The sequence below is a fragment of the Oricola indica genome (assembly GCF_965227485.1).
Taxonomy (GTDB): domain Bacteria; phylum Pseudomonadota; class Alphaproteobacteria; order Rhizobiales; family Rhizobiaceae; genus Oricola; species Oricola indica.
In genome coordinates this window covers 913,936-934,192 of sequence record NZ_OZ245747.1, presented here as the reverse complement: position 1 = coordinate 934,192, position 20,257 = coordinate 913,936, and the positions used below count along the sequence as shown (strand labels likewise).

At 64.4% G+C, this 20,257-nt stretch carries 25 protein-coding genes; 16 read left to right on the top strand and 9 right to left on the bottom strand.

The window, feature by feature from the left end; genetic code table 11:
• The first annotated feature begins 2 nt into the window (after positions 1 to 2).
• A complete protein-coding gene (locus ACQK2M_RS04865; RefSeq protein WP_223479768.1) occupies positions 3 to 1,259 on the top strand; it encodes an HlyC/CorC family transporter in 1,257 nt (418 codons plus the stop codon).
• Here ACQK2M_RS04865 and ACQK2M_RS04860 read toward each other — a convergent pair.
• Positions 1,256 to 1,429, bottom strand: a complete 174-nt coding sequence (locus ACQK2M_RS04860; protein ID WP_425416863.1) for a hypothetical protein — start codon at positions 1,427 to 1,429, stop codon at positions 1,256 to 1,258. The two genes, ACQK2M_RS04865 and ACQK2M_RS04860, sit on opposite strands and share 4 nt — an antisense overlap.
• 288 nt (positions 1,430 to 1,717) lie before the next feature.
• On the opposite strand from ACQK2M_RS04860, the gene ACQK2M_RS04855 reads away from it, so the two are divergent.
• The 3 genes from ACQK2M_RS04855 to ACQK2M_RS04845 all read left to right on the top strand — a co-directional run bounded on the left by ACQK2M_RS04855 (position 1,718) and on the right by ACQK2M_RS04845 (position 3,566).
• The gene (locus tag ACQK2M_RS04855; protein ID WP_425416862.1) at positions 1,718 to 2,146 is read left to right on the top strand and encodes a c-type cytochrome; all 429 of its coding nucleotides are present in this window, start codon (positions 1,718 to 1,720) and stop codon (positions 2,144 to 2,146) included.
• Positions 2,147 to 2,159: 13 nt separating this feature from the next.
• A complete protein-coding gene (locus tag ACQK2M_RS04850) occupies positions 2,160 to 2,621 on the top strand; it encodes a c-type cytochrome (protein ID WP_425416861.1) in 462 nt (153 codons plus the stop codon).
• Positions 2,622 to 2,708: 87 nt separating this feature from the next.
• The gene (locus tag ACQK2M_RS04845) at positions 2,709 to 3,566 is read left to right on the top strand and encodes a DUF305 domain-containing protein (protein ID WP_425416860.1); all 858 of its coding nucleotides are present in this window, start codon (positions 2,709 to 2,711) and stop codon (positions 3,564 to 3,566) included.
• On the opposite strand, the gene ACQK2M_RS04840 is transcribed toward ACQK2M_RS04845, so the two are convergent.
• Positions 3,489 to 4,157, bottom strand: coding sequence for a class IV adenylate cyclase (locus ACQK2M_RS04840; RefSeq protein ID WP_425416859.1), 669 nt, complete (start codon positions 4,155 to 4,157; stop codon positions 3,489 to 3,491). The two genes, ACQK2M_RS04845 and ACQK2M_RS04840, sit on opposite strands and share 78 nt — an antisense overlap.
• Positions 4,158 to 4,189: 32 nt before the next feature.
• The gene (locus tag ACQK2M_RS04835; protein ID WP_425416858.1) at positions 4,190 to 4,477 is read right to left on the bottom strand and encodes a BolA family protein; all 288 of its coding nucleotides are present in this window, start codon (positions 4,475 to 4,477) and stop codon (positions 4,190 to 4,192) included.
• A gap of 155 nt (positions 4,478 to 4,632) precedes the next feature.
• Here ACQK2M_RS04835 and ACQK2M_RS04830 point away from each other — a divergent pair, with 155 nt between their 5' ends.
• The 4 genes from ACQK2M_RS04830 (at position 4,633) to ACQK2M_RS04815 (ending at position 9,260) form a co-directional block, all read left to right on the top strand.
• Complete coding sequence (locus ACQK2M_RS04830; protein WP_223479804.1) at positions 4,633 to 5,259, top strand: J domain-containing protein; 627 nt, start codon at positions 4,633 to 4,635, stop codon at positions 5,257 to 5,259.
• A 61-nt stretch (positions 5,260 to 5,320) separates the two neighbouring features.
• Positions 5,321 to 6,307, top strand: coding sequence for a cobaltochelatase subunit CobS (cobS, locus tag ACQK2M_RS04825; RefSeq protein ID WP_223479803.1), 987 nt, complete (start codon positions 5,321 to 5,323; stop codon positions 6,305 to 6,307).
• A 22-nt stretch (positions 6,308 to 6,329) separates the two neighbouring features.
• The gene (gene cobT, locus ACQK2M_RS04820) at positions 6,330 to 8,228 is read left to right on the top strand and encodes a cobaltochelatase subunit CobT (RefSeq protein WP_425416857.1); all 1,899 of its coding nucleotides are present in this window, start codon (positions 6,330 to 6,332) and stop codon (positions 8,226 to 8,228) included.
• 3 nt (positions 8,229 to 8,231) lie between these two features.
• Entirely contained in the window at positions 8,232 to 9,260 is a 1,029-nt protein-coding gene (locus tag ACQK2M_RS04815) for an esterase-like activity of phytase family protein (protein WP_425416856.1), read from the top strand.
• A 32-nt stretch (positions 9,261 to 9,292) separates the two neighbouring features.
• Here the strand turns inward: ACQK2M_RS04815 and ACQK2M_RS04810 are convergent, their stop codons facing one another.
• Both ACQK2M_RS04810 and rpmB read right to left on the bottom strand, forming a co-directional pair.
• The gene (locus tag ACQK2M_RS04810; RefSeq protein ID WP_425416855.1) at positions 9,293 to 9,934 is read right to left on the bottom strand and encodes a queuosine precursor transporter; all 642 of its coding nucleotides are present in this window, start codon (positions 9,932 to 9,934) and stop codon (positions 9,293 to 9,295) included.
• Positions 9,935 to 10,025: 91 nt separating this feature from the next.
• Positions 10,026 to 10,319, bottom strand: a complete 294-nt coding sequence (gene rpmB, locus ACQK2M_RS04805) for a 50S ribosomal protein L28 (protein WP_223479807.1) — start codon at positions 10,317 to 10,319, stop codon at positions 10,026 to 10,028.
• 240 nt (positions 10,320 to 10,559) lie between these two features.
• On the opposite strand from rpmB, the gene ACQK2M_RS04800 reads away from it, so the two are divergent.
• The 3 genes from ACQK2M_RS04800 (at position 10,560) to ACQK2M_RS04790 (ending at position 13,009) form a co-directional block, all read left to right on the top strand.
• The gene (locus ACQK2M_RS04800; protein ID WP_425416854.1) at positions 10,560 to 11,342 is read left to right on the top strand and encodes a DUF3108 domain-containing protein; all 783 of its coding nucleotides are present in this window, start codon (positions 10,560 to 10,562) and stop codon (positions 11,340 to 11,342) included.
• 64 nt (positions 11,343 to 11,406) lie between these two features.
• Positions 11,407 to 12,333: a DMT family transporter gene (locus ACQK2M_RS04795; protein ID WP_425416853.1), complete on the top strand. Its 927-nt coding sequence runs from the start codon at positions 11,407 to 11,409 to the stop codon at positions 12,331 to 12,333.
• The gene (locus ACQK2M_RS04790) at positions 12,320 to 13,009 is read left to right on the top strand and encodes a lysoplasmalogenase (RefSeq protein ID WP_425416852.1); all 690 of its coding nucleotides are present in this window, start codon (positions 12,320 to 12,322) and stop codon (positions 13,007 to 13,009) included. The genes ACQK2M_RS04795 and ACQK2M_RS04790 overlap by 14 nt, the downstream gene beginning before the upstream one ends.
• Before the next feature lie 12 nt (positions 13,010 to 13,021).
• On the opposite strand, the gene ACQK2M_RS04785 is transcribed toward ACQK2M_RS04790, so the two are convergent.
• Together ACQK2M_RS04785 and gloB are read right to left on the bottom strand one after the other, a co-directional pair.
• Complete coding sequence (locus tag ACQK2M_RS04785; protein WP_425416851.1) at positions 13,022 to 13,474, bottom strand: cupin domain-containing protein; 453 nt, start codon at positions 13,472 to 13,474, stop codon at positions 13,022 to 13,024.
• Complete coding sequence (gloB, locus tag ACQK2M_RS04780; protein WP_425419982.1) at positions 13,474 to 14,217, bottom strand: hydroxyacylglutathione hydrolase; 744 nt, start codon at positions 14,215 to 14,217, stop codon at positions 13,474 to 13,476. The genes ACQK2M_RS04785 and gloB overlap by 1 nt, the downstream gene beginning before the upstream one ends.
• A gap of 125 nt (positions 14,218 to 14,342) precedes the next feature.
• Here gloB and ACQK2M_RS04775 point away from each other — a divergent pair, with 125 nt between their 5' ends.
• The 4 genes from ACQK2M_RS04775 (at position 14,343) to ACQK2M_RS04760 (ending at position 17,828) form a co-directional block, all read left to right on the top strand.
• On the top strand, positions 14,343 to 15,083 hold the full coding sequence (locus ACQK2M_RS04775; RefSeq protein WP_425416850.1) for a class I SAM-dependent methyltransferase: 741 nt from the start codon (positions 14,343 to 14,345) through the stop codon (positions 15,081 to 15,083).
• Positions 15,084 to 15,177: 94 nt separating this feature from the next.
• Complete coding sequence (gene hisC / locus ACQK2M_RS04770; RefSeq protein WP_425416849.1) at positions 15,178 to 16,290, top strand: histidinol-phosphate transaminase; 1,113 nt, start codon at positions 15,178 to 15,180, stop codon at positions 16,288 to 16,290.
• 3 nt (positions 16,291 to 16,293) lie between these two features.
• A complete protein-coding gene (locus ACQK2M_RS04765) occupies positions 16,294 to 17,247 on the top strand; it encodes a prephenate/arogenate dehydrogenase family protein (RefSeq protein ID WP_425416848.1) in 954 nt (317 codons plus the stop codon).
• 65 nt (positions 17,248 to 17,312) lie between these two features.
• Positions 17,313 to 17,828: a DUF1993 domain-containing protein gene (locus ACQK2M_RS04760; protein ID WP_425416847.1), complete on the top strand. Its 516-nt coding sequence runs from the start codon at positions 17,313 to 17,315 to the stop codon at positions 17,826 to 17,828.
• Positions 17,829 to 17,865: 37 nt separating this feature from the next.
• On the opposite strand, the gene ACQK2M_RS04755 is transcribed toward ACQK2M_RS04760, so the two are convergent.
• The gene (locus tag ACQK2M_RS04755) at positions 17,866 to 18,867 is read right to left on the bottom strand and encodes a DUF2125 domain-containing protein (RefSeq protein ID WP_425416846.1); all 1,002 of its coding nucleotides are present in this window, start codon (positions 18,865 to 18,867) and stop codon (positions 17,866 to 17,868) included.
• Between the two features lie 43 nt (positions 18,868 to 18,910).
• Between ACQK2M_RS04755 and ACQK2M_RS04750 the strand changes: the two genes are divergently transcribed.
• Positions 18,911 to 19,438, top strand: a complete 528-nt coding sequence (locus ACQK2M_RS04750; RefSeq protein WP_425416845.1) for a gamma-glutamylcyclotransferase — start codon at positions 18,911 to 18,913, stop codon at positions 19,436 to 19,438.
• Here ACQK2M_RS04750 and ACQK2M_RS04745 read toward each other — a convergent pair.
• On the bottom strand, positions 19,419 to 20,171 hold the full coding sequence (locus ACQK2M_RS04745) for a lysophospholipid acyltransferase family protein (RefSeq protein ID WP_425419981.1): 753 nt from the start codon (positions 20,169 to 20,171) through the stop codon (positions 19,419 to 19,421). The genes ACQK2M_RS04750 and ACQK2M_RS04745 overlap by 20 nt on opposite strands.
• Positions 20,172 to 20,257: the final 86 nt, after the last annotated feature.

The window sequence follows — 20,257 nt, the reverse complement described above, 5'->3', positions numbered from 1 at the left end:
TCATGGGAATTTGGATCATCGCGGTCGTGGTACTCGCCCTTGTGGTCCTGTCGGCATTTTTCTCCGGTTCGGAGACGGCGCTTACGGCGACGTCGCGCGCGCGCATGCACCACCTGGAAGGCGCGGGCGATCCGCGCGCGAAATCCGTCAACACGCTGATGACACGGCAGGACCGGCTGATCGGCGCGCTTCTGATCGGCAACAACCTCGTCAACATCCTCGGCTCGGCGCTTGCCACCAGCGTCTTCCTGACGCTGTTCGGTCAATCCGGCGTCGCCTATGCGACCATCGCCATGACGGTGATGCTGGTCATTTTCGCCGAGGTGCTGCCGAAATCATGGGCGATTTCCAATCCCGACCGCTTCGCCCTCGCAGTCGCGCCGATCATCCGCCGTTTCGTCCTGGTGGTCGGACCGTTGTCGAGCCTCGTCAACATGATCGTGCGGCGCATGCTGAAAGTCTTCGGCGTCGATCTGACCGACCGCGAATCCATGCTCACCGCGCATGAGGAGATTCGCGGCGCCGTCGAGGTGCTGCACAAGGAAGGATCGGTGGTGAAGGAGGAGCGCGACCGCCTGGGCGGCCTGCTCGATCTCGCCGAGCTCGAAGTCTCCGACATCATGGTCCACCGCACCAACATGAAAATGGTCAACGCCGACCTGGAGCCGGCCGCGATCGTCTCGGAAATCCTCGAAAGCCCCTACACCCGCATGCCCGTATGGCGCGGCGGAACGGACAACATCGTCGGCATCGTGCATGCCAAGGATTTGTTGCGCGCGCTGCACGGCGTCGACAACGACCCGACCCGCATCGACATCATGAAGGTCGCCAACAAGGCGTGGTACGTGCCGGATACGACCACGCTGCGCGACCAGCTCGACGCGTTTCTGCGCCGCAAAGCCCATGTCGCCATCGTGGTCGACGAATATGGCGAGGTGGAAGGCCTCGTCACGTTGGAAGACATCATCGAGGAAATCGTCGGCGACATCGCCGACGAGCACGATGTCGATATCCAGGGCCTGCGCCAGGAAGCCGACGGGTCGATCGTCGTCGACGGCTCGGTACCGATCCGCGACATCAACCGCGCGCTGGACTGGCACCTGCCCGACGAGGAGGCGACGACCATAGCCGGCCTCGTCATCCACGAGGCGCAGACCATTCCCGCCGAGAAACAGGCCTTCACCTTCCACGGCAAGCGCTTCGTGGTCATGAAGCGCGAGAGAAACCGGATCACCAAGCTGCGCATCCGGCCGATCTAGGAAATCGGCAGGGCCGCATCGGCGGCGCCATGCATGGTGAGACGCGACGGAACCGCGCTCGACCATGAGTGCCTGTCCCGCGAGGCGAGCCCGCCATGGAAGATCGCGTATCCGGCCATCTCGTTGCGCGCCATTTCAAGCGTCACCGCGCCGAACCCTGCTAGCCGCACGTAAATGGCGCAACGGCGAATGCCGGCAAACTCCGTACAGCACTATCATCCGCAATTTGGTCTTGAGCTTCCAGTGGGTGGAAGCTTTATGACCTTACGTAATGAGGAGGTGTCGCCATGATGTACGGGTTCGAAAACGGGATGTTCTTCGGGATGGGTCTCGGAATGCTGCTCACGGTCGCCCTGATATTTCTCGCCGGCATGGCGGTCGGATATCTCATCGGGCGCTCGCGCTAGGCGACGACCGGCCAACAGCAATACCGACACCGAACTGAACCGGGAATTTCGATGGCCGCAAAGAACTACTTTATGGCGTTTCTGCTCGTCGCGGTTGCCGCTTTTCTTGTCTGGTGGTTCGCACTGCGGCCTTCGCCCATGCGGATGAGCGCGGCGGGAGGACCTCCGATCGTCCGGGTCGAGGTGCCGGAGCTTTCGGGCGACGCCCTTTCCGGTGAAGCATTGTTCAACCGGAATTGCGCGTCCTGCCACGGCGTGAACGCCGCCGGTCGGGACGGGGTCGCACCGCCGCTCGTCCACGTCATCTACGAACCGAACCATCACGGCGACGCCGCCTTCCAGCTCGCGGCCCAGCGCGGCGTAAGGGCCCATCACTGGCCGTTCGGCGACATGCCGCCCGTCGAAGGCGTCGACCCCGGGCAGATCGACCAGATCGTCTCCTATGTCCGCACGCTGCAACGCGCCAACGGAATCCACTGACAGGAATTCAACCATGCATGAACGCGCAGGCCCCCTGATCGCGGCCGCACTGATCGTTTCGGCCGTTTCCGGAACGGCTCTCGCACATTCCGGGGCGACCGGCATCGTCAGGCAACGAATGGACCTCATGGGGGAGATCGCCGATCGGATGAAGGAACTTGGCGCGATGATTCGCGGACGGGAAAACTTCGACCCGGAAGTCGCAGGCTCTGCCGCCGACGCGCTGGCCGGCCATGCCGGCGAGATGCTTTCCCTGTTCCCGGTAGGATCGGCGGGCGGCACCAGCGAGGCGCGCCCCGCCATCTGGGTGGACTGGCAGGAGTTCGAGGGGCTTGCCGGCGCGCTCGAGGAAAAGGCCTCGGCACTGTCGAGCGCGGCGCAAGAGGCCGAAAGCGTGGATGAGATCAGGCCCCTGTTCGCCGATATGGGACGCACCTGCTCGCAGTGCCACGAGGATTTCCGCCTGGAGAAATAGACCCGGGCCAGCCGGAACGGTTCCGGACGGGACGCGTTCGACTCCGCAAGCGCCGCCTGGCAGGCGCATGACGACAGGAGGAGTCCGATGTCCTACATTCGTTTCGGCCTGATGATCCTCACCTCGACATTGGTGATGTTCATCCTGATGTACCTCAACACCTATGCGTTCGAGCATGTCTTCTTTTCCGAGACGCGCGCCTATATGGCGGTCCTCATGGGCGCGACCATGGCTTTCATCATGCTTGGCTTCATGCTCGGCATGTATCGGAACACAGGATTGAACATCGCCATATTCATCGGCGCGATCCTCGTATTCGCCGGTTCGCTTTGGCTCGTCCGCAGCCAGGTCACGGTTTCGGGCCCCAGCTACATGCGTGCGATGATCCCCCATCATTCGATCGCCGTCATGACGTCGGAAAGGGCGGGGATCGAGGATAGCCGGGCCCGCAAGCTCGCCGACGAGATCATCGCCGCACAGCGCCGGGAAATCGCCGAAATGCGCTATCTGATCGCCGACATCTCCGCCGGGAACAGCGTGGACGAAATCTACCGCGATCCGCCGACCGAGGTCGGGACCGTGGCCGACGCGCTGGCCAACACGCTGGTCGCCGAGCTCGACCCCGCGCCCGTGCCGCGAGACCGGGCCGACGAAATCCTCGGCGCAGATGGACGATGCGCCTTCAACCGCGGTCCGGAAACCGATCCGATCCTCTGGACATCGGCCGACGGAAACGACGGCGTCATGAAGCTGAACGGCGTGATCGTGCCGCTTTCCGGTGTGGAGACTGAAGACGAGCGAATCGGGTTCGAAGCACCCGGTGTCACGATGACGGTCCGCCCCCTCGGCGAGGACGCGAACTGGCGATCAGACGCCGAACTCGTCTTTGCCCTCGAAGACGGGCCCACGGTCGGTTATCGCGGCTTTTACGCCTGCGGTTCGTAGGGACGTTCGGAGCAAGGCGCGATAGGACTGCGTCTGCAGCGCGTCGGCCGAAAGGCCAAGGTCGCTCGCCAGGGATTCGACGCGCTGCGCCCAACCGGGCAGGCTTTGCGAATCGTCCGTCATCACCGCCAGTTCGACGAATTCGCCGAGGCCCGGTACACGGTCCAGGGTGATGTGGAAATCGCCCAGGAACCAGATGTCGCGGTGTTTCTCAACGCGGTCGATTTCGACGAAGCCGAGCGCAGCGAGCATGGCCTGCGCCTTGTCGAAATCCTCCAGATCGGTCGCGATGCATTCGTCCGGGTCCGGACCCTTCACGAACCACAAAACGCGGTCCGACGGCTGCATCGAGCGGACGACCTGCGTCTTTCCCGCCGCCGCGAGGCGGCCATCCGGCCAGTCGAGGAAGATATCGGTTTCCCGGTTCCCCAGCGTGAAAGGAATCGCGCCGCGCTCTTGAAGCAGCGCGACCATGCGATCGAGCCCGTCGACGGCATATTTGCGTTCGACCTCGTATCGGCCGCTAAAGTGATTCCCCGGATCGGCGAGCATGCCCTTGCGCGCCAGATCGGATGACGGAATTGTCGTCATGTCGGTTTCGCCTGCGTCCTGCAATCTTCAGACTACCATCTGACGCTTTCGCCGGGAGCCGAGGGCTCCAGCGCGAGCGCGTGAACGCCGTCGGCGATCTCGGCGGCCAGCAATTCATTGAGGGCGCGGTGGCGGTCGATGCGGCCCAGTCCGGCAAATTTTTCCGAGATCACGCGAACGCGGAAATGCGTCTCGCCGGACCCGTCGACCGAGCCGCCCTGATGACCCGCGTGCAGGTGGCTTTCATTGATGACGGCGAGCCGCTCGGGCGAGAAAGCCTCCTCGATCTTTTTCACGATGCGTTCTTCAATCGGCCCCATCTGCAACCTACCTTGTATCTTGCCTTGCCACCCCGCCGATAGGCAGGTAAACCAGTGCGTCCTTTTTAGAGGGCACTGCGGCGCCACTTGCCGCGTCGAATCTTCCACTGTCAATGCTTGTTTGTGGCGCTCTGCCGCCCCATAACCACGGTCACATGAAGCCCAGTTCGAAATATTTTGATTCCATCCGGATCAATCCCGGCGGAAAGAAAAAGAAATCCGCCAAGCGCGAGGAACCGACCGTCGCGCAGACCTGCCAATGGGCCGGCTGCGAGAAGCCGGGCACCCACAAGGCGCCGGCCGGCCGCGACCGGGAGGGGCAGTATCTGCATTTCTGCATCGACCACGTGCGCGAATACAACAAGAATTACAATTACTTCTCCGGCCTTGGCGATGACGCGATCGCCAAGTTCCAGAAGGACGCGCTGACCGGCAACCGGCCGACCTGGAAAATGGGCACCGCCCATATCGAGGAAGCGACCGCGGCGCCCGTCTTCTCGGACATGCGCTCCGGATCGGCACGGTCGATGCGCATGCGCGACCCGAACTGGCGCCCCGATGCGACGGTCAAGCCGATGCGCAAGCTCAAGCCGCTGGAAGCCAAGGCGATGTCCACGCTCGGCCTGAAGGCCTCGGCGACGTCGGAGGACATCAAGACGCAGTACAAGGCTCTGGTCAAAAAGCACCATCCCGATGCAAATGGCGGCGACCGGACCTCCGAGGAACGATTCCGCGAAGTTGTCCAAGCCTATCAATTGTTGAAAACCGCCGGGCTGTGCTAGTCCGGCAATCGAATCCCGAGACACCCCGGCATGCGGTCTCCCGCCGCATCAAGGAGGCAAGATGAACAAGATGGAACTCGACATCGCCAACATGCCCGACACCACCGCCGACGTGCGCTCGGTGTTCGGCATCGATGTCGACATGCAGGTCCCCGCCTATTCCGACGCGGACGCCTATGTGCCGGAAATCGACCCGGACTATATTTTCGACCGCGCGACGACGCTGGCGATCCTGGCCGGTTTCGCGCACAACCGCCGCGTCATGGTGTCCGGCTATCACGGCACCGGCAAGTCGACCCATATCGAACAGGTCGCGGCCCGTCTCAACTGGCCCTGCGTGCGCGTCAATCTGGACAGCCATGTCAGCCGTATCGACCTCGTCGGCAAGGACGCCATCGTGGTCCATGAGGGCAAGCAGGTCACTGAGTTCCGCGACGGCATCCTGCCCTGGGCCTATCAGCACAATGTCGCGCTCTGCTTCGACGAATACGACGCCGGCCGGCCCGACGTGATGTTCGTGATCCAGCGGGTGCTCGAATCCTCGGGCCGCCTGACACTGCTCGACCAGAGCCGCGTCATCCGCCCGCACCCCGCCTTCCGCCTGTTCGCCACCGCCAATACGGTCGGCCTCGGCGATACGACCGGCCTCTATCACGGCACGCAGCAGATCAACCAGGCGCAGATGGACCGCTGGTCCATCGTCACGACGCTGAACTACCTGCCGCATGACAAGGAAGTCGAGATCATCCTGGCCAAGGCGAAACACTACCAGAACGCCAAGGGCCGCGAGATCGTCAGCAACATGGTCCGTCTCGCCGACATGACGCGTGAAGCCTTCAAGAACGGCGATCTCTCGACCGTGATGAGCCCGCGGACCGTGATCACCTGGGCGGAAAACGCCGACATCTTCAAGGATATCGGCTTTGCCTTCCGGCTGACCTTCCTCAACAAGTGCGACGATCTGGAGCGCACGCTGGTGGCGGAATTCTACCAGCGCTGCTTCGGCGAGGAACTGGCCGAAAGCGCCGCCAATGTGGTGCTGAGCTAGGCGGACAGAGGCACCAGGCAAGATGGCGGGTCCGGGAGACAATTACCGCAAGAAGCCGGGCAAGCCGGTCGACACCGAACCGTTCAAGCGGGCGGTGACCGGCTGCATGCGCGCCATGGCCGGCGAACCGGAGCTGGAAGTCGTCTTCGCCGCCGACAAGCCAGCCTTTGCGGGCAAGCACGCCCGCCTGCCCGACCTGCCGAAACGCATCACGCGTAGCGACGTGATGGTGACACGCGGCGTCGGCGATTCCATGGCCCTGCGCACCGCCTGCCACAATCCGGGCGTCCATGCCGCGACGGCGCCGGACGGGGCCGATGCGCGGGCGATCTTCGACGCCGTGGAACAGGCGCGCGTGGAATCGATCGGCGCGCGCCGCATGCCGGGCGTCGGCGACAATCTCACCGCGATGATCGACGACAAGTTCACCCGCAACAATCTCGCCACCGTGACCGAGCGCGACGACGCGCCACTGTCGGAAGCCGTGGCGCTGATCGTGCGCGAGAAACTGACCGGACGCCCGACGCCCCCCGGCGCGGCCGCCGTCGCTGATCTTTGGCGCGACTGGGTCGAGGAAAAGGCCGGCGACGACTTCGCCAATCTGGAATCCGCGATCGACGACCAGAACGCCTTCGCGCGGGCCGTTCGCGACATGCTCGTCTCTATGGAGCTCGCCGACGAGATGTCCGGCGAGGAACCGGAAGATTCAGACGACGACAATGACGACGAGCCGGACGCCGACGAGGATACCGAAGGCGGCAGCCAGGAGGATTCGGGCGAGGAACAGTCCGAGGCCGAGGAAAGCCAGGCCGAGAGCGAGCAACCCGAAGCGGGCGAGATGGACGCCGCCGACGCGACCGCCGACGACATGGAGCAGGATCTCGACGCCGACGCGGAAGAGCCCGGCGAGGCGATCCGCCCCGACCAGTCCTTCAACGACATCCTGTCGGGCATCGACTACGAGGTCTATTCCACCGAATTCGACGAGACCATCTCCGCCGAGGAACTGTGCGACGAGGCGGAACTGGAACGCCTGCGCGCCTTCCTCGACAAGCAGCTCGCCAATCTCCAGGGCGTCGTCGGACGGCTTGCGAACCGGCTGCAGCGCCGCCTGATGGCGCAGCAGAACCGCTCCTGGGATTTCGATCTCGAGGAAGGCTATCTCGATCCGGCGCGCCTGCCGCGCATCATCATCGACGAAATGGCCGGCACCTTCGCTCCGCTGTCCTTCAAGCGCGAGCGCGACACCAATTTCCGCGACACGGTCGTCACCCTGCTGCTGGACAATTCCGGCTCGATGCGCGGCCGCCCGATCACCGTCGCGGCAACCTGCGCGGACATTCTTGCGCGCACGCTGGAACGCTGCGGCGTCAAGGTCGAGATCCTCGGCTTCACCACGCGGGCCTGGAAGGGCGGGCAATCGCGCGAGGCATGGCTGAAGGGCGGCAAGCCCGCCGAGCCCGGCCGTCTCAACGATTTGCGCCACATCATCTACAAGAGCGCGGATGCGCCCTGGCGGCGCGCCCGGCGCAATCTCGGCCTGATGATGCGCGAAGGCCTGCTGAAGGAAAACATCGACGGCGAGGCGCTGACCTGGGCCTATCGCCGGCTGGCGGCGCGTCCCGAACAGCGCCGTATCCTGATGATGATCTCCGACGGCGCGCCGGTCGACGATTCCACGCTGTCGGTCAATCCGGGCAACTACCTCGAACGGCACCTGCGCGCCGTGATCGAGGAGATCGAGACCCGCTCGGAAGTCGAATTGCTGGCGATCGGCATCGGCCACGACGTGACACGCTATTATCGCCGCGCCGTCACGATCGTCGATGCGGAGGAACTGGCCGGCGCGATGACGGAACAGCTCGCGGGCCTGTTCGAGGAGCAGAAATCCCGCGACGCACGCCGCCAACGGGCAGGCTAGACCGTGCGGTCACGCCTTCAGGCGGTCAAGGCCATAGTTCTCGTGGCCATGCCTCTCGCGGCAGTGGCTTCGCCGGCGCAAGCCGCGCCCGAAATCGTCGCGATGACCGTCAAGGCCCGTCCCATCACGAATTTCCGCATCGGCTCGGACCAGCAGCGATTCGGCAAGCTGGAATTCGCCGGCGGACTGGAAATGACCGCCTCTTCCCGGCATTTCGGCGCGATTTCGGCAATCCATCTTTTCGACGACCAGTCCCGCGTACTGGGCGTCGCCGACACAGGGTTCTGGCTTGCCTCCCGGATCGAGCGCGACGAAACCGGTCGGGCGACCGGCCTGTCCGACACAACGATGTGGGAGATGACGGAGTTCGGTCCCGGCAAGTGGGCGAGCGACGCCGAAGGCATCACCATCGGCGGCGATACTGTCTATGTCAGCTTCGAACGCCGGCACAGGATCGCCGAATACGATCTCGACGACAGCGGCTTTCCGGCGCTGAGGCGCCAGTACGAGCCGCCAGTTCCGCTTTACGAATTGCGGGAGAATCGCGGCTTCGAGACGGTCACCGTCGCCCCCGCGACCACGGCCTTTCCCGGCGCGCTTGTCGGCGTCAGCGAGAAGAGCCTCGACAAGAACCGCAACATCATGGCGTTCGTTCGCAAGCGTGGCGGCGAAAGCTTCGAATTCTCGGTGAAGCGCAGCGGTGAGTTCGACATCACCGACGGCCAGTTCCTGCCGGATGGCGATCTGGTTCTGCTGGAGCGCCGTTTCAACCTCACCGATGGCGTGGCGATGCGGCTGCGGCGGATCGACGGCTCCGACATAGCGGCCGGGGCGACGGTCGACGGCGAAGTCCTGCTGGAAGCCAATCTGCTCTACCAGATCGACAATATGGAAGGCCTGTCCGTCACCATCGATCCAGACGGCGTGCCGCGGCTGACCGTGGTCTCCGACGACAACCATTCCATCCTGCAGCGCAACCTGCTGCTTGAATTCAGGCTGGTCGGAGACGCCGGTGAGGGCAGTTCAGGTTGATGCGGATGGTTTCAGTCCAAATCTGAATTGCACTAGGCGGTGACCGCGGACCGGTCGGCGATCAGGCCGCGCAGCACCCGGTAAGGCGCGAGCAGGACCAGCGCGACCAGGATCTTCACGCAGAAATCGCCGGCACCGAGCGACACCCACAGCGGCACCTCGCCGCCGACACCGAGAAACGGCACGGGGAAGCCCAGCGAGCCGTCCTCCAGACCCAAGCCTGTGTCGAGGAATGCAAAGCCGGCCGAAAAGGCCACACCGAAGAACAGCACGGTGTCGATCACCGATCCGATAAGCGAGGAGACCAGCGGTGCTTTCCACCAGGCCGAGCGGCGCAGGCTTTCGAATACCGAAACGTCGAGCAACTGCGCGACGATGAAAGCCGAACCGGAGGCGATGGCGATGCGCGGCGTCGCCAGCCAGATCGAGAACGCCACCGCGAGCACGAAGCCGAAGGCAACGATGACACGCGCCGCGGACGGACCGAACCGGCGATTGGTGAGGTCGGTAACGAGGAAGGCCACCGGATAGGTGAACGCGCCCCAGGTCAGGAGATCGGCGAGATTGATCGAGCCGAGCGTCGCCTGGACCGGAAACTGGACGAGAAAGTTCGATGCGGCGACAACCGCGCACATCGCGAGAATGAAGGGAAGGTAAGACTGTGCTTTACGCATTTTTTTATCCTGGGTGATGCCACCAGCTAGGGTTCAACGGAAAACAGGCCGGAGGTCCGGCCTGTGCAGTCTCAGCGAAGAGGCGCCTTGATCAGGCGGCCTGCTCGGCGGATTTCTTCGCGATCTGGCGCTTCAGCAGGCGGGCGCGCTGCGACAGCTCGTTTTCCTTCGCCTTGACGAGGAACGCGTCGAGGCCGCCGCGATGCTCGACCGTGCGCAGTGCCGCAGCGGACACGCGGAAACGATAGCTCTGGCCCAACGCCTCGGACATCAGCGTGACCTGGCAAAGATTGGGAAGGAACCGACGCCGGGTCTTGTTGTTGGCGTGGCTCACATTGTTGCCGGACTGGACAGCCTTGCCGGTCAGTTCACATGCGCGAGACATGATGATCACCTTCGAATTCTGTTTCATAATGCCGCTTGCCGAACGCAGTCTCGTGTCGCGCCGGGCTTGGCGGCGTCGCCGGACGGAAACGGCTGGAGCGGAAAAGTCAGCGTCCTATAGTGACAACCGGCATTTTCGTCAACCGTCCCGGTGCATTTTGCGCGCCGCAACGCGTCATCACAGAAATGTCGCGATTACGGTCGAAGGCCGGTTGAGGGACATAGAAACGGATTTCGAGAAATGCGCATCACAACAAATGCACTCGCCCTGCTTGTCCCGATCCTGTGCGCGACGGCCGCGCATGCGGAAACGAGCGTCATCCACTCCCGATACGCGATCTCGGCGCTTGGCCTGCCGGTCGGCGTCTCGAAGTTCGAGACAAGGATATCGCCGGGAAGCTATTCGATGACCGGAACGCTCAAGGCAAGCGGGCTGGTGGCGCTATTCAAGCCGACCACCGGCAGCATGAGCGTTTCCGGACGTTTCGGCAGGAATGGCGTGCAGGCCGAACGCTTCGCGCTCGATTATGTTTCGGGCGGAGACCGGCAAACCACCGATATCGGCTTTTCGGGCGGCAACGTGACGAGCGCCGTCAACAAGCCGAAAGTCAAGAAACGCAAAGGCTGGATCGAGGTGGATGCCGCGCATCTGCGCAATACCGTCGATCCGATCAGCGCGATGCTCGTGAAGGCGGACACGCCCGGCGCGGTCTGCGACCGCACGGTGCGCGTCTTCGACGGCGCGATGCGCTCTGACATCAGGCTGAACTTCCTGCGTACCGAGCGCTTTTCCGCCGACGGTTATTCCGGTGACGTCGTCACCTGCCGAGCGAAATTCCTGCCTGTCTCGGGCTATCCCGGCGGCAAGAAGGAAATCGCGTGGCTGCGCGACAAGGGCCGCATCGTCGTGGCCTTTGCGCCGATCGAGGGCACCGACCTCTATGCACCGGTCAAGGCGACGGTATCGACGCAACTCGGCCCGGTACGCATCTATGCGACGCGCCTCGAACGCCGGATGGAATGAACCGGTCGCCGGCCCCGTTCCGACGCGCCCTTGACAAAAACCGCGCCCCCGGCGACGGGATGCCATGACCGACGCATCCCTCTCCATGACCGCCGGACGCAAGCGTTTCGTCGCGACGCTGATCGGCTTTGGCGCCGTCCTCATGTGGGCCCTTCTCGCGCTGTTCACCGCCGCCTCGGGCGATGTGCCGCCATTCCAGCTTTCAGCGATGTGCTTTGCGATCGGCGCGGCGATCGGTTTCGCCGCCAATGCCCGCAAGCGCGACCGCCGGGAGGCGAAGGCGCGGGTCCCCTGGCAGGCCTATGCGCTCGGGATCGGCGGGCTGTTCGGCTATCACTTCCTCTATTTCACGGCGCTGCGCCACGCGCCTGCCGTCGAAGCCAGCCTGATCTGCTATCTGTGGCCGATGCTGATCGTCACCGGCTCCGCGCTGATGCCAGGTGAGCGGCTCGGCTGGCATCATCTCGCCGGCGTCGCCTGCGGCTTTATCGGCACGGCACTGATCGTCACCGGCGGAGAAGGCTTCTCACTCAAGGCGGAATACGCCTATGGCTACGCCGTGGCGATCGCCGCCGCCTTCACATGGTCCGGCTATTCGCTGCTGTCGCGCCGCTTTGCCGCCGTCCCGACAAGAATCGTCGCCTGGTACTGCCTCGCCACCGCGATCCTGTCGCTAGTCGCGCATTTCGCACTTGAGACGACCGTGTGGCCACAAACCGTCGTCGAGTGGCTCGCGGTAGCGGGCCTCGGCGCCCTGCCCGTCGGCGCGGCTTTCTATATCTGGGACCATGGCGTCAAGCATGGCGACATCCAGGTGCTCGGCGCATCCAGCTACGCCGCGCCGCTGATCTCCACCGTCATCCTGATCGCCGTCGGCATGTCGGAGGCGAGCTGGACAATCGCTCTGGCCTGCCTGCTGATCACCGGCGGCGCGGCGATTGCGGCCAAGGACATGTTTTTAACCAGGAGGAAGCGCCATGTTGCCGTTTGAAGGCGGAATTACGCATACCGACAACGGGACCCTTGTCTTCGCTGTCCTGCTGGCCATCGCCTATCTCTTCTACGGGCAACGCCGGACGACACCCCTCAAGGTCGCGGCGAAAAAGCTATCCGTGATGCTTCTGGCAGGCCTGTCCGCCTCGGCTGGCGGGCCATGGCTGCTGACCCTGGCGCTGGTTCTGTGCGCGATTGGCGATTTCTTCCTTGCCATCGAACAGATGAGCGAGAAGTTCTTTCTGGCCGGTCTCGGCGCGTTTCTGGCCGGTCACATCGCCTATATCCTGCTGTTTTTTGCCCTCCCCGCATCCGAAACGCCACTTCCGCTGCCCGTCCTCGCCGTCGTGGGGATCGCGATGGCGGCAATTGCCCTTGTCATGGGCCGCAGGCTCTTCAGTGCGGCCGGCGATCTGCGCTGGCCGGTGATGGTCTATATCGCGGCGATCCTTGTCATGGGGCTGGCAGCCCTGTCGAACGGCGCGGGACTGATCGTCGCCGGCGCGGCGAGCTTCATGATCTCAGATACCGTGCTCGCCTCCGAGCGGTTCCTTTTGAAGAAGGACGGCGTCTACGGCCAGTTCGCCGGCCCGGTCGTCTGGGTGACCTATTTCGGCGCGCAAGTGCTGATCCTGTTCGGCGTGCTGACGGTGTGGGGCGTGTTCCGGGCCTGATGCCGGCGCGCCTCAGCGCCCCTTTGGCGCGCGGGGTGTCGGCTTCCAGTCCGGTGGAGCGAGTTCGAATTTCGCGAAGTCAAAGCCCGGCGCGACGGTGCATCCGACCAGCGTCCACGCGCCCAGCGAGGTCGCGGTCTGCCAGCAATTCGCCGGCACGACGACCTGCGGGCGTTCGCCCATGGCGAGATTGGGTCCGAGCCGCAGCGCCCGCGCGTCATGCCCGTTCGGCGACAGCGTGATCACCAGCGGCGAACCGGCATAGAAGTGCCAGACCTCGGAGGCGTCGGTCACGCGGTGCCAGTGCGACACGTCGCCGGCCTCGAGCAGGAAATAGATTGCCGTGGAATGACCGCGCCCCTCGGGACCGTCCGCATCGCGGAACGTTTCGGCATACCAGCCGCCCTCCGGATGCGGCTTGAGGCCGAGTTCCTTCCTGATCCGCTCCGCGGCCAGGTTCTGCATCAGAAATTGTCCTTGCGCCGGCGGATCTCGGCGAAAACCTCCTCGTCGCCGGCATCCGTCATGCCGAGATGCGCCCGGATCGCGGGATCGTCGGCCCGCAGAAAGGGATTGGTCGCGAACTCCGTCGAAAGCGATACCGGCAGCGTGGCCTGGCCCGTCTCGCGCAGCGCCTCGACCTCCGCCACGCGCTCCCGCAACGCGGTGTTGTCCGGATCGACCGTGACGGCGAAACGGGTATTGGCCAGCGTGTATTCGTGACCGCAATAAAGCATCGTGTCGCCGGGCAGCGCCTTCAGTTTCGTCAGCGCGCTCCACATCTCCGCCGCGCCGCGCTCGAAAAGGCGCCCGCACCCCATTGAAAACAGCGTGTCGCCGGCAAACAGCACGCCCGCCTTCGGCGAATAATAGACGATATGGCCGGCGGTATGCCCCGGCGTCTCGAAGACCTGGAAATCATAGCCGCCGAACGAGAACACATCGCCCTCGCCGAGCGCCTCGTCGAGACCGGGGATCTTGTCCGCCTCGCCCTTCGGCCCGGTGATGCGGCAGCCGAATTCCTGCTTGAGCGCCAGATTGCCGCCAGTGTGGTCGTGATGGTGATGCGTCGCCATGATGTCGGTCAGCGTCCAGCCCTTGCGCCTGACGACATCCGCGATCGTTTCGGCATCCGGAGCGTCGATGCTCGCGGTGCGGCCGCTCTCGGGATCGTGGATCACCACGCCGAAATTGTCCGACAGGCACATGAACTGTTCGATCTGCAACACGCTGACATCTCCCTCGGCGTCATTCGCGGCATTGCCCTTGCCGCCGCGATGCGATTTGTTGCACCTGTCAGCACCTGACGCAACCGGGGGAGCATCGGCAAACCATGCATATGGACATCGTCGAAATCCGCGGCTTCTATCACAGCCTGCTCGGCGAGATGGCGACGCGCTCCATCGCCATGGGCCTGACCCGCATTTGGCATCCGATGACCAATGAACGCCTGCTGGGGCTCGGCTATGCGCGGCCCTGGCTCGACCGTTTCGAGCCCGACACGGAGCGTACCCTGTCCTTCATGCTGGCCGCCCAGGGCGCGGTCAAATGGCCGCGCAACGGGCCGTCGCGCTCCGCGCTGGTCTTCGACGAAGAATTGCCGCTGCCCGATTCCGCCGTCGACCGCATTTTGATGGTGCATGCGCTCGAACACGCCGAAAATCCGCGCGAGTCGCTGATGGAGGCCTGGCGCGTGCTCGCCCCGAACGGCCGGATCGTGCTGGTCGTGCCCAACCGGCGCGGCATCTGGGCGAGATTCGAACACACTCCGTTCGGCACCGGACGCCCTTTCTCCAAGGGGCAGATTTCGAGGCTTCTGCGCGAGGCGAATTTCACGCCCGGACCGATGACGGAGGCGCTCGCCTTCCCGCCGGTGAAATCCGCCTCGCTGCTGCGTCTCGCAGCGCGTACCGAACGGATCGGGCTCAGGCTCTGGCCGGTGTTTTCCGGCGTGCTGATCATCGAGGCGCAAAAGCGCATGTTCCAGGGCCTGCCGGTCGCCGAACGCCAGTCGCGCCGCGTCTTCGTGCCGGTGCTGGCGCCGCAGGGCGCGGCGCGAGACCGCAGCGACTGACCGAAACCCGTCTCGACATTTCCGCCCGCCGGCGCTATTGCGCAGCGGTCGGCAACAGGGCCGCGAGAGGCCCGAGAACAGAAAGACCAAGGCAATGTCCGCGCCCGAAAACCTGTCCCGTCCCGTCCCGAGCCCAGGCGTGATGGAGATCGCGGCCTATGTGCCGGGCAAGAGCAAGGCGAAGCCGGGCGTCAAGCTGCACAAGCTGTCCTCCAACGAGACGCCGCTTGGCCCGAGCAGCAAAGCGATCGAGGCCTACAAGGCCGGGGCTGACACGCTGGAATTCTACCCGGACGGATCCTCGACACAGCTGCGCGAGGCGATCGCCGAAACCCATGGCCTCAATCCGGACAACCTGATCTGCGGCAACGGCTCCGACGAATTGCTCGGACTTTTGGCCCATGTCTACCTGGACCCCGGCGACGAGGCGATTTTCACCGAGCACGGTTTCCTCGTCTACAAGATCCAGATTCTCGCCAACGGCGCGACGCCCGTCGTCGCCCCGGAAAAGGATCTGCGCGCCGATGTCGATGCGATCCTCGACTGCGTGACCGAACGCACGAAGATCGTCTTCCTCGCCAATCCGAACAATCCGACCGGAACCTACGTTTCCGACGCCGAGGTCAAGCGCCTGCACGCCGCCCTGCCGAAGCACGTCCTGCTGGTAATCGACGCGGCCTATGCCGAATATGTCCGCCGCAACGACTACTCCGCCGGCGTCGAACTGGTTTCCGACAACGAGAATGTCGTGATGACGCGCACCTTCTCGAAAATCCACGGCCTCGCCGCGCTGCGCATCGGCTGGATGTACGGGCCGGCGCATGTCGTCGACGCGCTGAACCGGGTGCGCGGGCCGTTCAACCTGACCTCGGCCGCCATCGCCGCCGGCGCGGCCGCCATTCGCGACCGCAAGCATGTCGACGAGGCGGCGCTGTTCAACGAACAGTGGCTGCCGACGCTGACCAATGCGCTGACGAGCATCGGCCTCACCGTGACGCCGAGCGTGGGCAATTTCATCCTGATCCACTTCCCCGAGGACGATCCGGCGAAATCCGCCGCCGCCGCGGACGACTATCTGACCGAGCGCGGCTACGTGCTGCGCGCCGTAACGTCCTATGGACTGCCGAACGCGCTACGCATGTCGATCGGCACGGCGGAAGCCAATGAGGGCGTGATCGCCGCACTGACCAGCTTCATGGAAAGCTGAGACATGCCCGGATCAGAACCTCTCTTTGCGCGGGTCGCGCTGATCGGCATCGGGCTGATCGGCTCGTCGCTCGCCCATGCGATACGCCGCGACGGCCTCGCCGGCGAAATCGTCGTCTCCACCCGCAGCCCTGAAACGCTGGACCGCGCCCGCGAACTTGGGCTCGGCGACCGCTACGAGGCCGACGCGGCTGAAGCCGTGAAGGGCGCCGATCTCGTCATCCTCTCGGTGCCCGTCGGCGCCTGCGGCGCCGTTGCAGCGCAGATCGGCCCGCATCTGGAACAGGGCGCCATCCTGACCGATGTCGGCTCGACCAAGGGCACCGTGATCAGCGACGTCGCACCCCACGTGCCCGACGGCGTGCATTTCATCCCCGGCCACCCGATCGCCGGCACAGAGCATTCCGGCCCCGATGCCGGTTTCGCATCGCTTTTCGAGGGGCGCTGGACGATCCTGACGCCGCTCCCCGGTGCGGACGAAGCTGCCGTCGGCAAGCTCACGGCATTCTGGACGGGGTGCGGCGCCAAAGTCGATACGATGAATTCGGAGCATCACGACCGGGTGCTCGCCATCGTCTCCCACCTGCCGCATATCATCGCCTACAATATCGTCGGCACGGCCGACGATCTGGAAGCGGTGTCGAAATCGGAGGTGATCAAATACTCCGCCTCCGGTTTCCGCGACTTCACCCGCCTGGCCGCGTCCGACCCGACCATGTGGCGCGATGTCTGTCTTTCCAATCGCGACGCGATCCTCGAGATGCTGGGCCGGTTCTCGGAAGACCTCGCGGCGTTGCAGCGGGCGATACGCTGGGGCGACGGCGATGCGCTGTTCACCCTGTTCACGCATACCCGCGCCGTCCGCCGCTCGATCATCGAGGCCGGGCAGGAAGTCGACGCACCGGATTTCGGTCGTCATGGCGAAATCGCGAAAACGAAGGAATCCGAGGCGGACTGACCGACTCGGCTGCCTGCCGGCAAACACGGCAGGCTCCATGTTCGACTGTCACCGGAGGGCGAACCATGACCCTGTCGCTATATGACGTGACCATACCGGTCTTCACGCGCGCGCTGCACACCATGTCGGGGCTGCTCGATACCGGACGCACCTGGGCCGACGAAAGCGGCCTCGAACATGACGAACTGCTGCAGGCGCAGCTCTATCCCGACATGAAACCGCTGATCCACCATGTCCGCCTCGCCTGCGACACTGCCCGGCTTACCGCGGTACGCGTCGGAGGCGTGGAGCGGCTGGACCTGCCGGCGACCGAAACGGGTTTCGATGATCTCAAGGCGCGGATCGTGCGGACGCGCGCGTTCCTTGAAGCGGTTCCGAAAGAAAGCATGGAGGGCAAGGAGGACAACACGGTCGTCCTGGCGACGCCCAACCGGGAACTGACATTTACCGCCCGCGACTATGTGCTGCGGTTCGCCATTCCCGATTTCTTCTTCCACGACATGACGGTCTACGCCCTTTTGCGCCACAATGGCGTGCCGGTGCGCGAGCCGGATTTCATCGGCGGGGCGGAAGTCTCCTAGTACATTTCAGGTCGCAACAGCATCGGAATGCACCGCACTAGTCGAGCGGGGGAAGCTGTCCGATCGGGATAAATCCGAGCGCGATGCGCCCGTCGCGCACGGTTACCGGCACCTTGACCTCCGGTGTCCCGTCCGGCCCGTCCTGCACCGGCAGGGCGCCGAGCATTTCGATTTGCGAGGCGTATTCGGGAAAGACCGGCTTCATCGTGCCGGCGACGCCGTCCGGATCGACGATGATGGCTTCCAGCTCCGCGTCCAGCAGGCCATCCGCGCCGACGGCATAGGTGCCGCTGACCAGAAGGCCCTGTTTCGGCGTCAACAGCAGCGCGAGACGCCGCAGGTCGCCCGACAGGCCGCGCAGGGAGGTAATCCCGCTGGCGGCAAACGCCGCGCCGTCATCGACCGACAGGTCGGCATCACCGGCAAGGACCGGCAATCGGCGGCCGCCCGAAAGTGCCGGATCGACGACGAGGCCCTCATAGCGCAGGGCCAGGTCGAGATCCGCGTCGTTAAGGCGCATATGCGCCTCGGCATGGGCGGCTGAAATCGCCGCCTCCAGACCATCAAAGGCGACCTCGATGTCGTCGATGGAAATCGAACCGCGCTGCGGAACCGGATCGGCAAGCGTCGCGGTCGCCCGCGCCAATGACCAGTCGATCCGCGCCGATCCCGCCAGCGCGCTTTCGACCGTGACCGGTGAGTCGAGTTCGGCATAGATGCGTTGCGGGTCGTAGACCTGCGCCGCGCCGCGCAATCCGCCCGCCTCGATCGCGAGCCCATCCGCAGGCCGGGCGAAATCGAGGGAAGTGCAGAAAACCTCCAGCCGGAACGGATATCCGCGCACCTCACGATCGACGCAGTCGATCGCCGTGCCGCGTTCGCGCTGCGCCGCGAGAAGATGATCCGCCCCGGCATCCACCCTGCCGGCAATCCAGTACCAGCCGGCGGTCCACACCGCGATGGCGATGACGATACCGATGCCGAGACGGCGGATGCGCTTGCCTGCATTGTAGCGCGGTTTGGCTTTGGCTTGTTCCATGCTAGACGCCCATCGCCTCCGATTGTGGAATCAGTAAGGGCTTATGGAAGATTTCTGGGTATTCGGCTACGCGTCGCTGATGTGGAAGCCGGGCTTCGATTTTGTCGAACAGCGCCGGGCACGGCTTTTCGGCTATCATCGCAGCCTGTGCATCGCCTCCTACGAGCACCGCGGCACACGCGAAAGGCCGGGTCTCGTGATGGGGCTCGATCGCGGCGGCTCCTGTGTCGGCGTGGCGTTTCGCGTTGCTGCCGCCGACCGCGAGCCTGTCATGGCCTATCTGCGCGCCCGCGAACTCGTCACCAATGTCTATCTGGAACGCACCAGCATGCTGGCGCTGGGTGACGGGCGGAACGCGCCAGCCGTCGCCTATGTGGCCGACCGCGCCCACGGGCAATATGCGGGACGTCTGACGGTCGACGATGCGGTCGAACGCGTTTGCGGCGCCGTCGGCGGCATGGGCCCGAACGAGGACTACGTGATCAACACCGCCGAGCATATCCGCCTGCTCGGCATACGCGATCACTGGCTGGAACAGGTCGTGGCCGAAATCAGGAAGCGGACGCCCTGACATCGCCCGAAGATCCGGCGCGAAGCTCCTCGACACGCTTGCGCGCCGATTCGGGCAGTGGCGGCGCGGACGGGTCGTCGGCGAGATCGAGCAATTGCCGGTCGCAGGCGCCCTCTGTCGCCGCGATCAGCGCCTGCTGGAAGTCCTTGCCGGAGAGACCGGGCTGGATCGGTTCGAGAACCTCGACCTTGATCGTGCCCGGATAGCGCATGAAGGAGCGCCGCCGCCAGTAGAGCCCGGCATTATGCGCGATCGGCACGACCGGAACGTCCAGTTTCTCGTAGAGATTGACGACGCCCTTCTTGTAGGACGGCTCCGCGCCCGGCGGGCGGCGCGTGCCCTCGGGATAGATCAGGATCTGCCGGCCCTGCGCGACGGCGCGCGCCGCGCCGCGATTGACCGACGCAATCGCCTGAGAGCGGTTGCCCCGATCGATTGCGATCATGTCCATCTTCTTGACGTACCAGCCGAACAGCGGAATCCACATCAGTTCGCGCTTGAGGATCAGCGTCGGGTCCGGAAGCCAGGGAAGGAACGCGAACGTGTCCCAGGCGGACTGGTGCTTCGGCGCGATGATGTAGGGGCCGTCGGGCAGGTTCTCGCGTCCGATGACGACATGGTCCGTGCCGACGACGATCTTCATCAGCCACAGATGCGTCTTCGCCCAGAATTTCGGGACGAACCAGGCCATCTTGCGCGGCGCGAGGAAGAAGAACGGCGTGAACACGATCATCTCGATCAGCGTGACCGTGTAGAACAGGAAATTGAACAGGAAGGATCGAATTACCAGCAATGCCGCACCCGGATTTCTTTGATCGA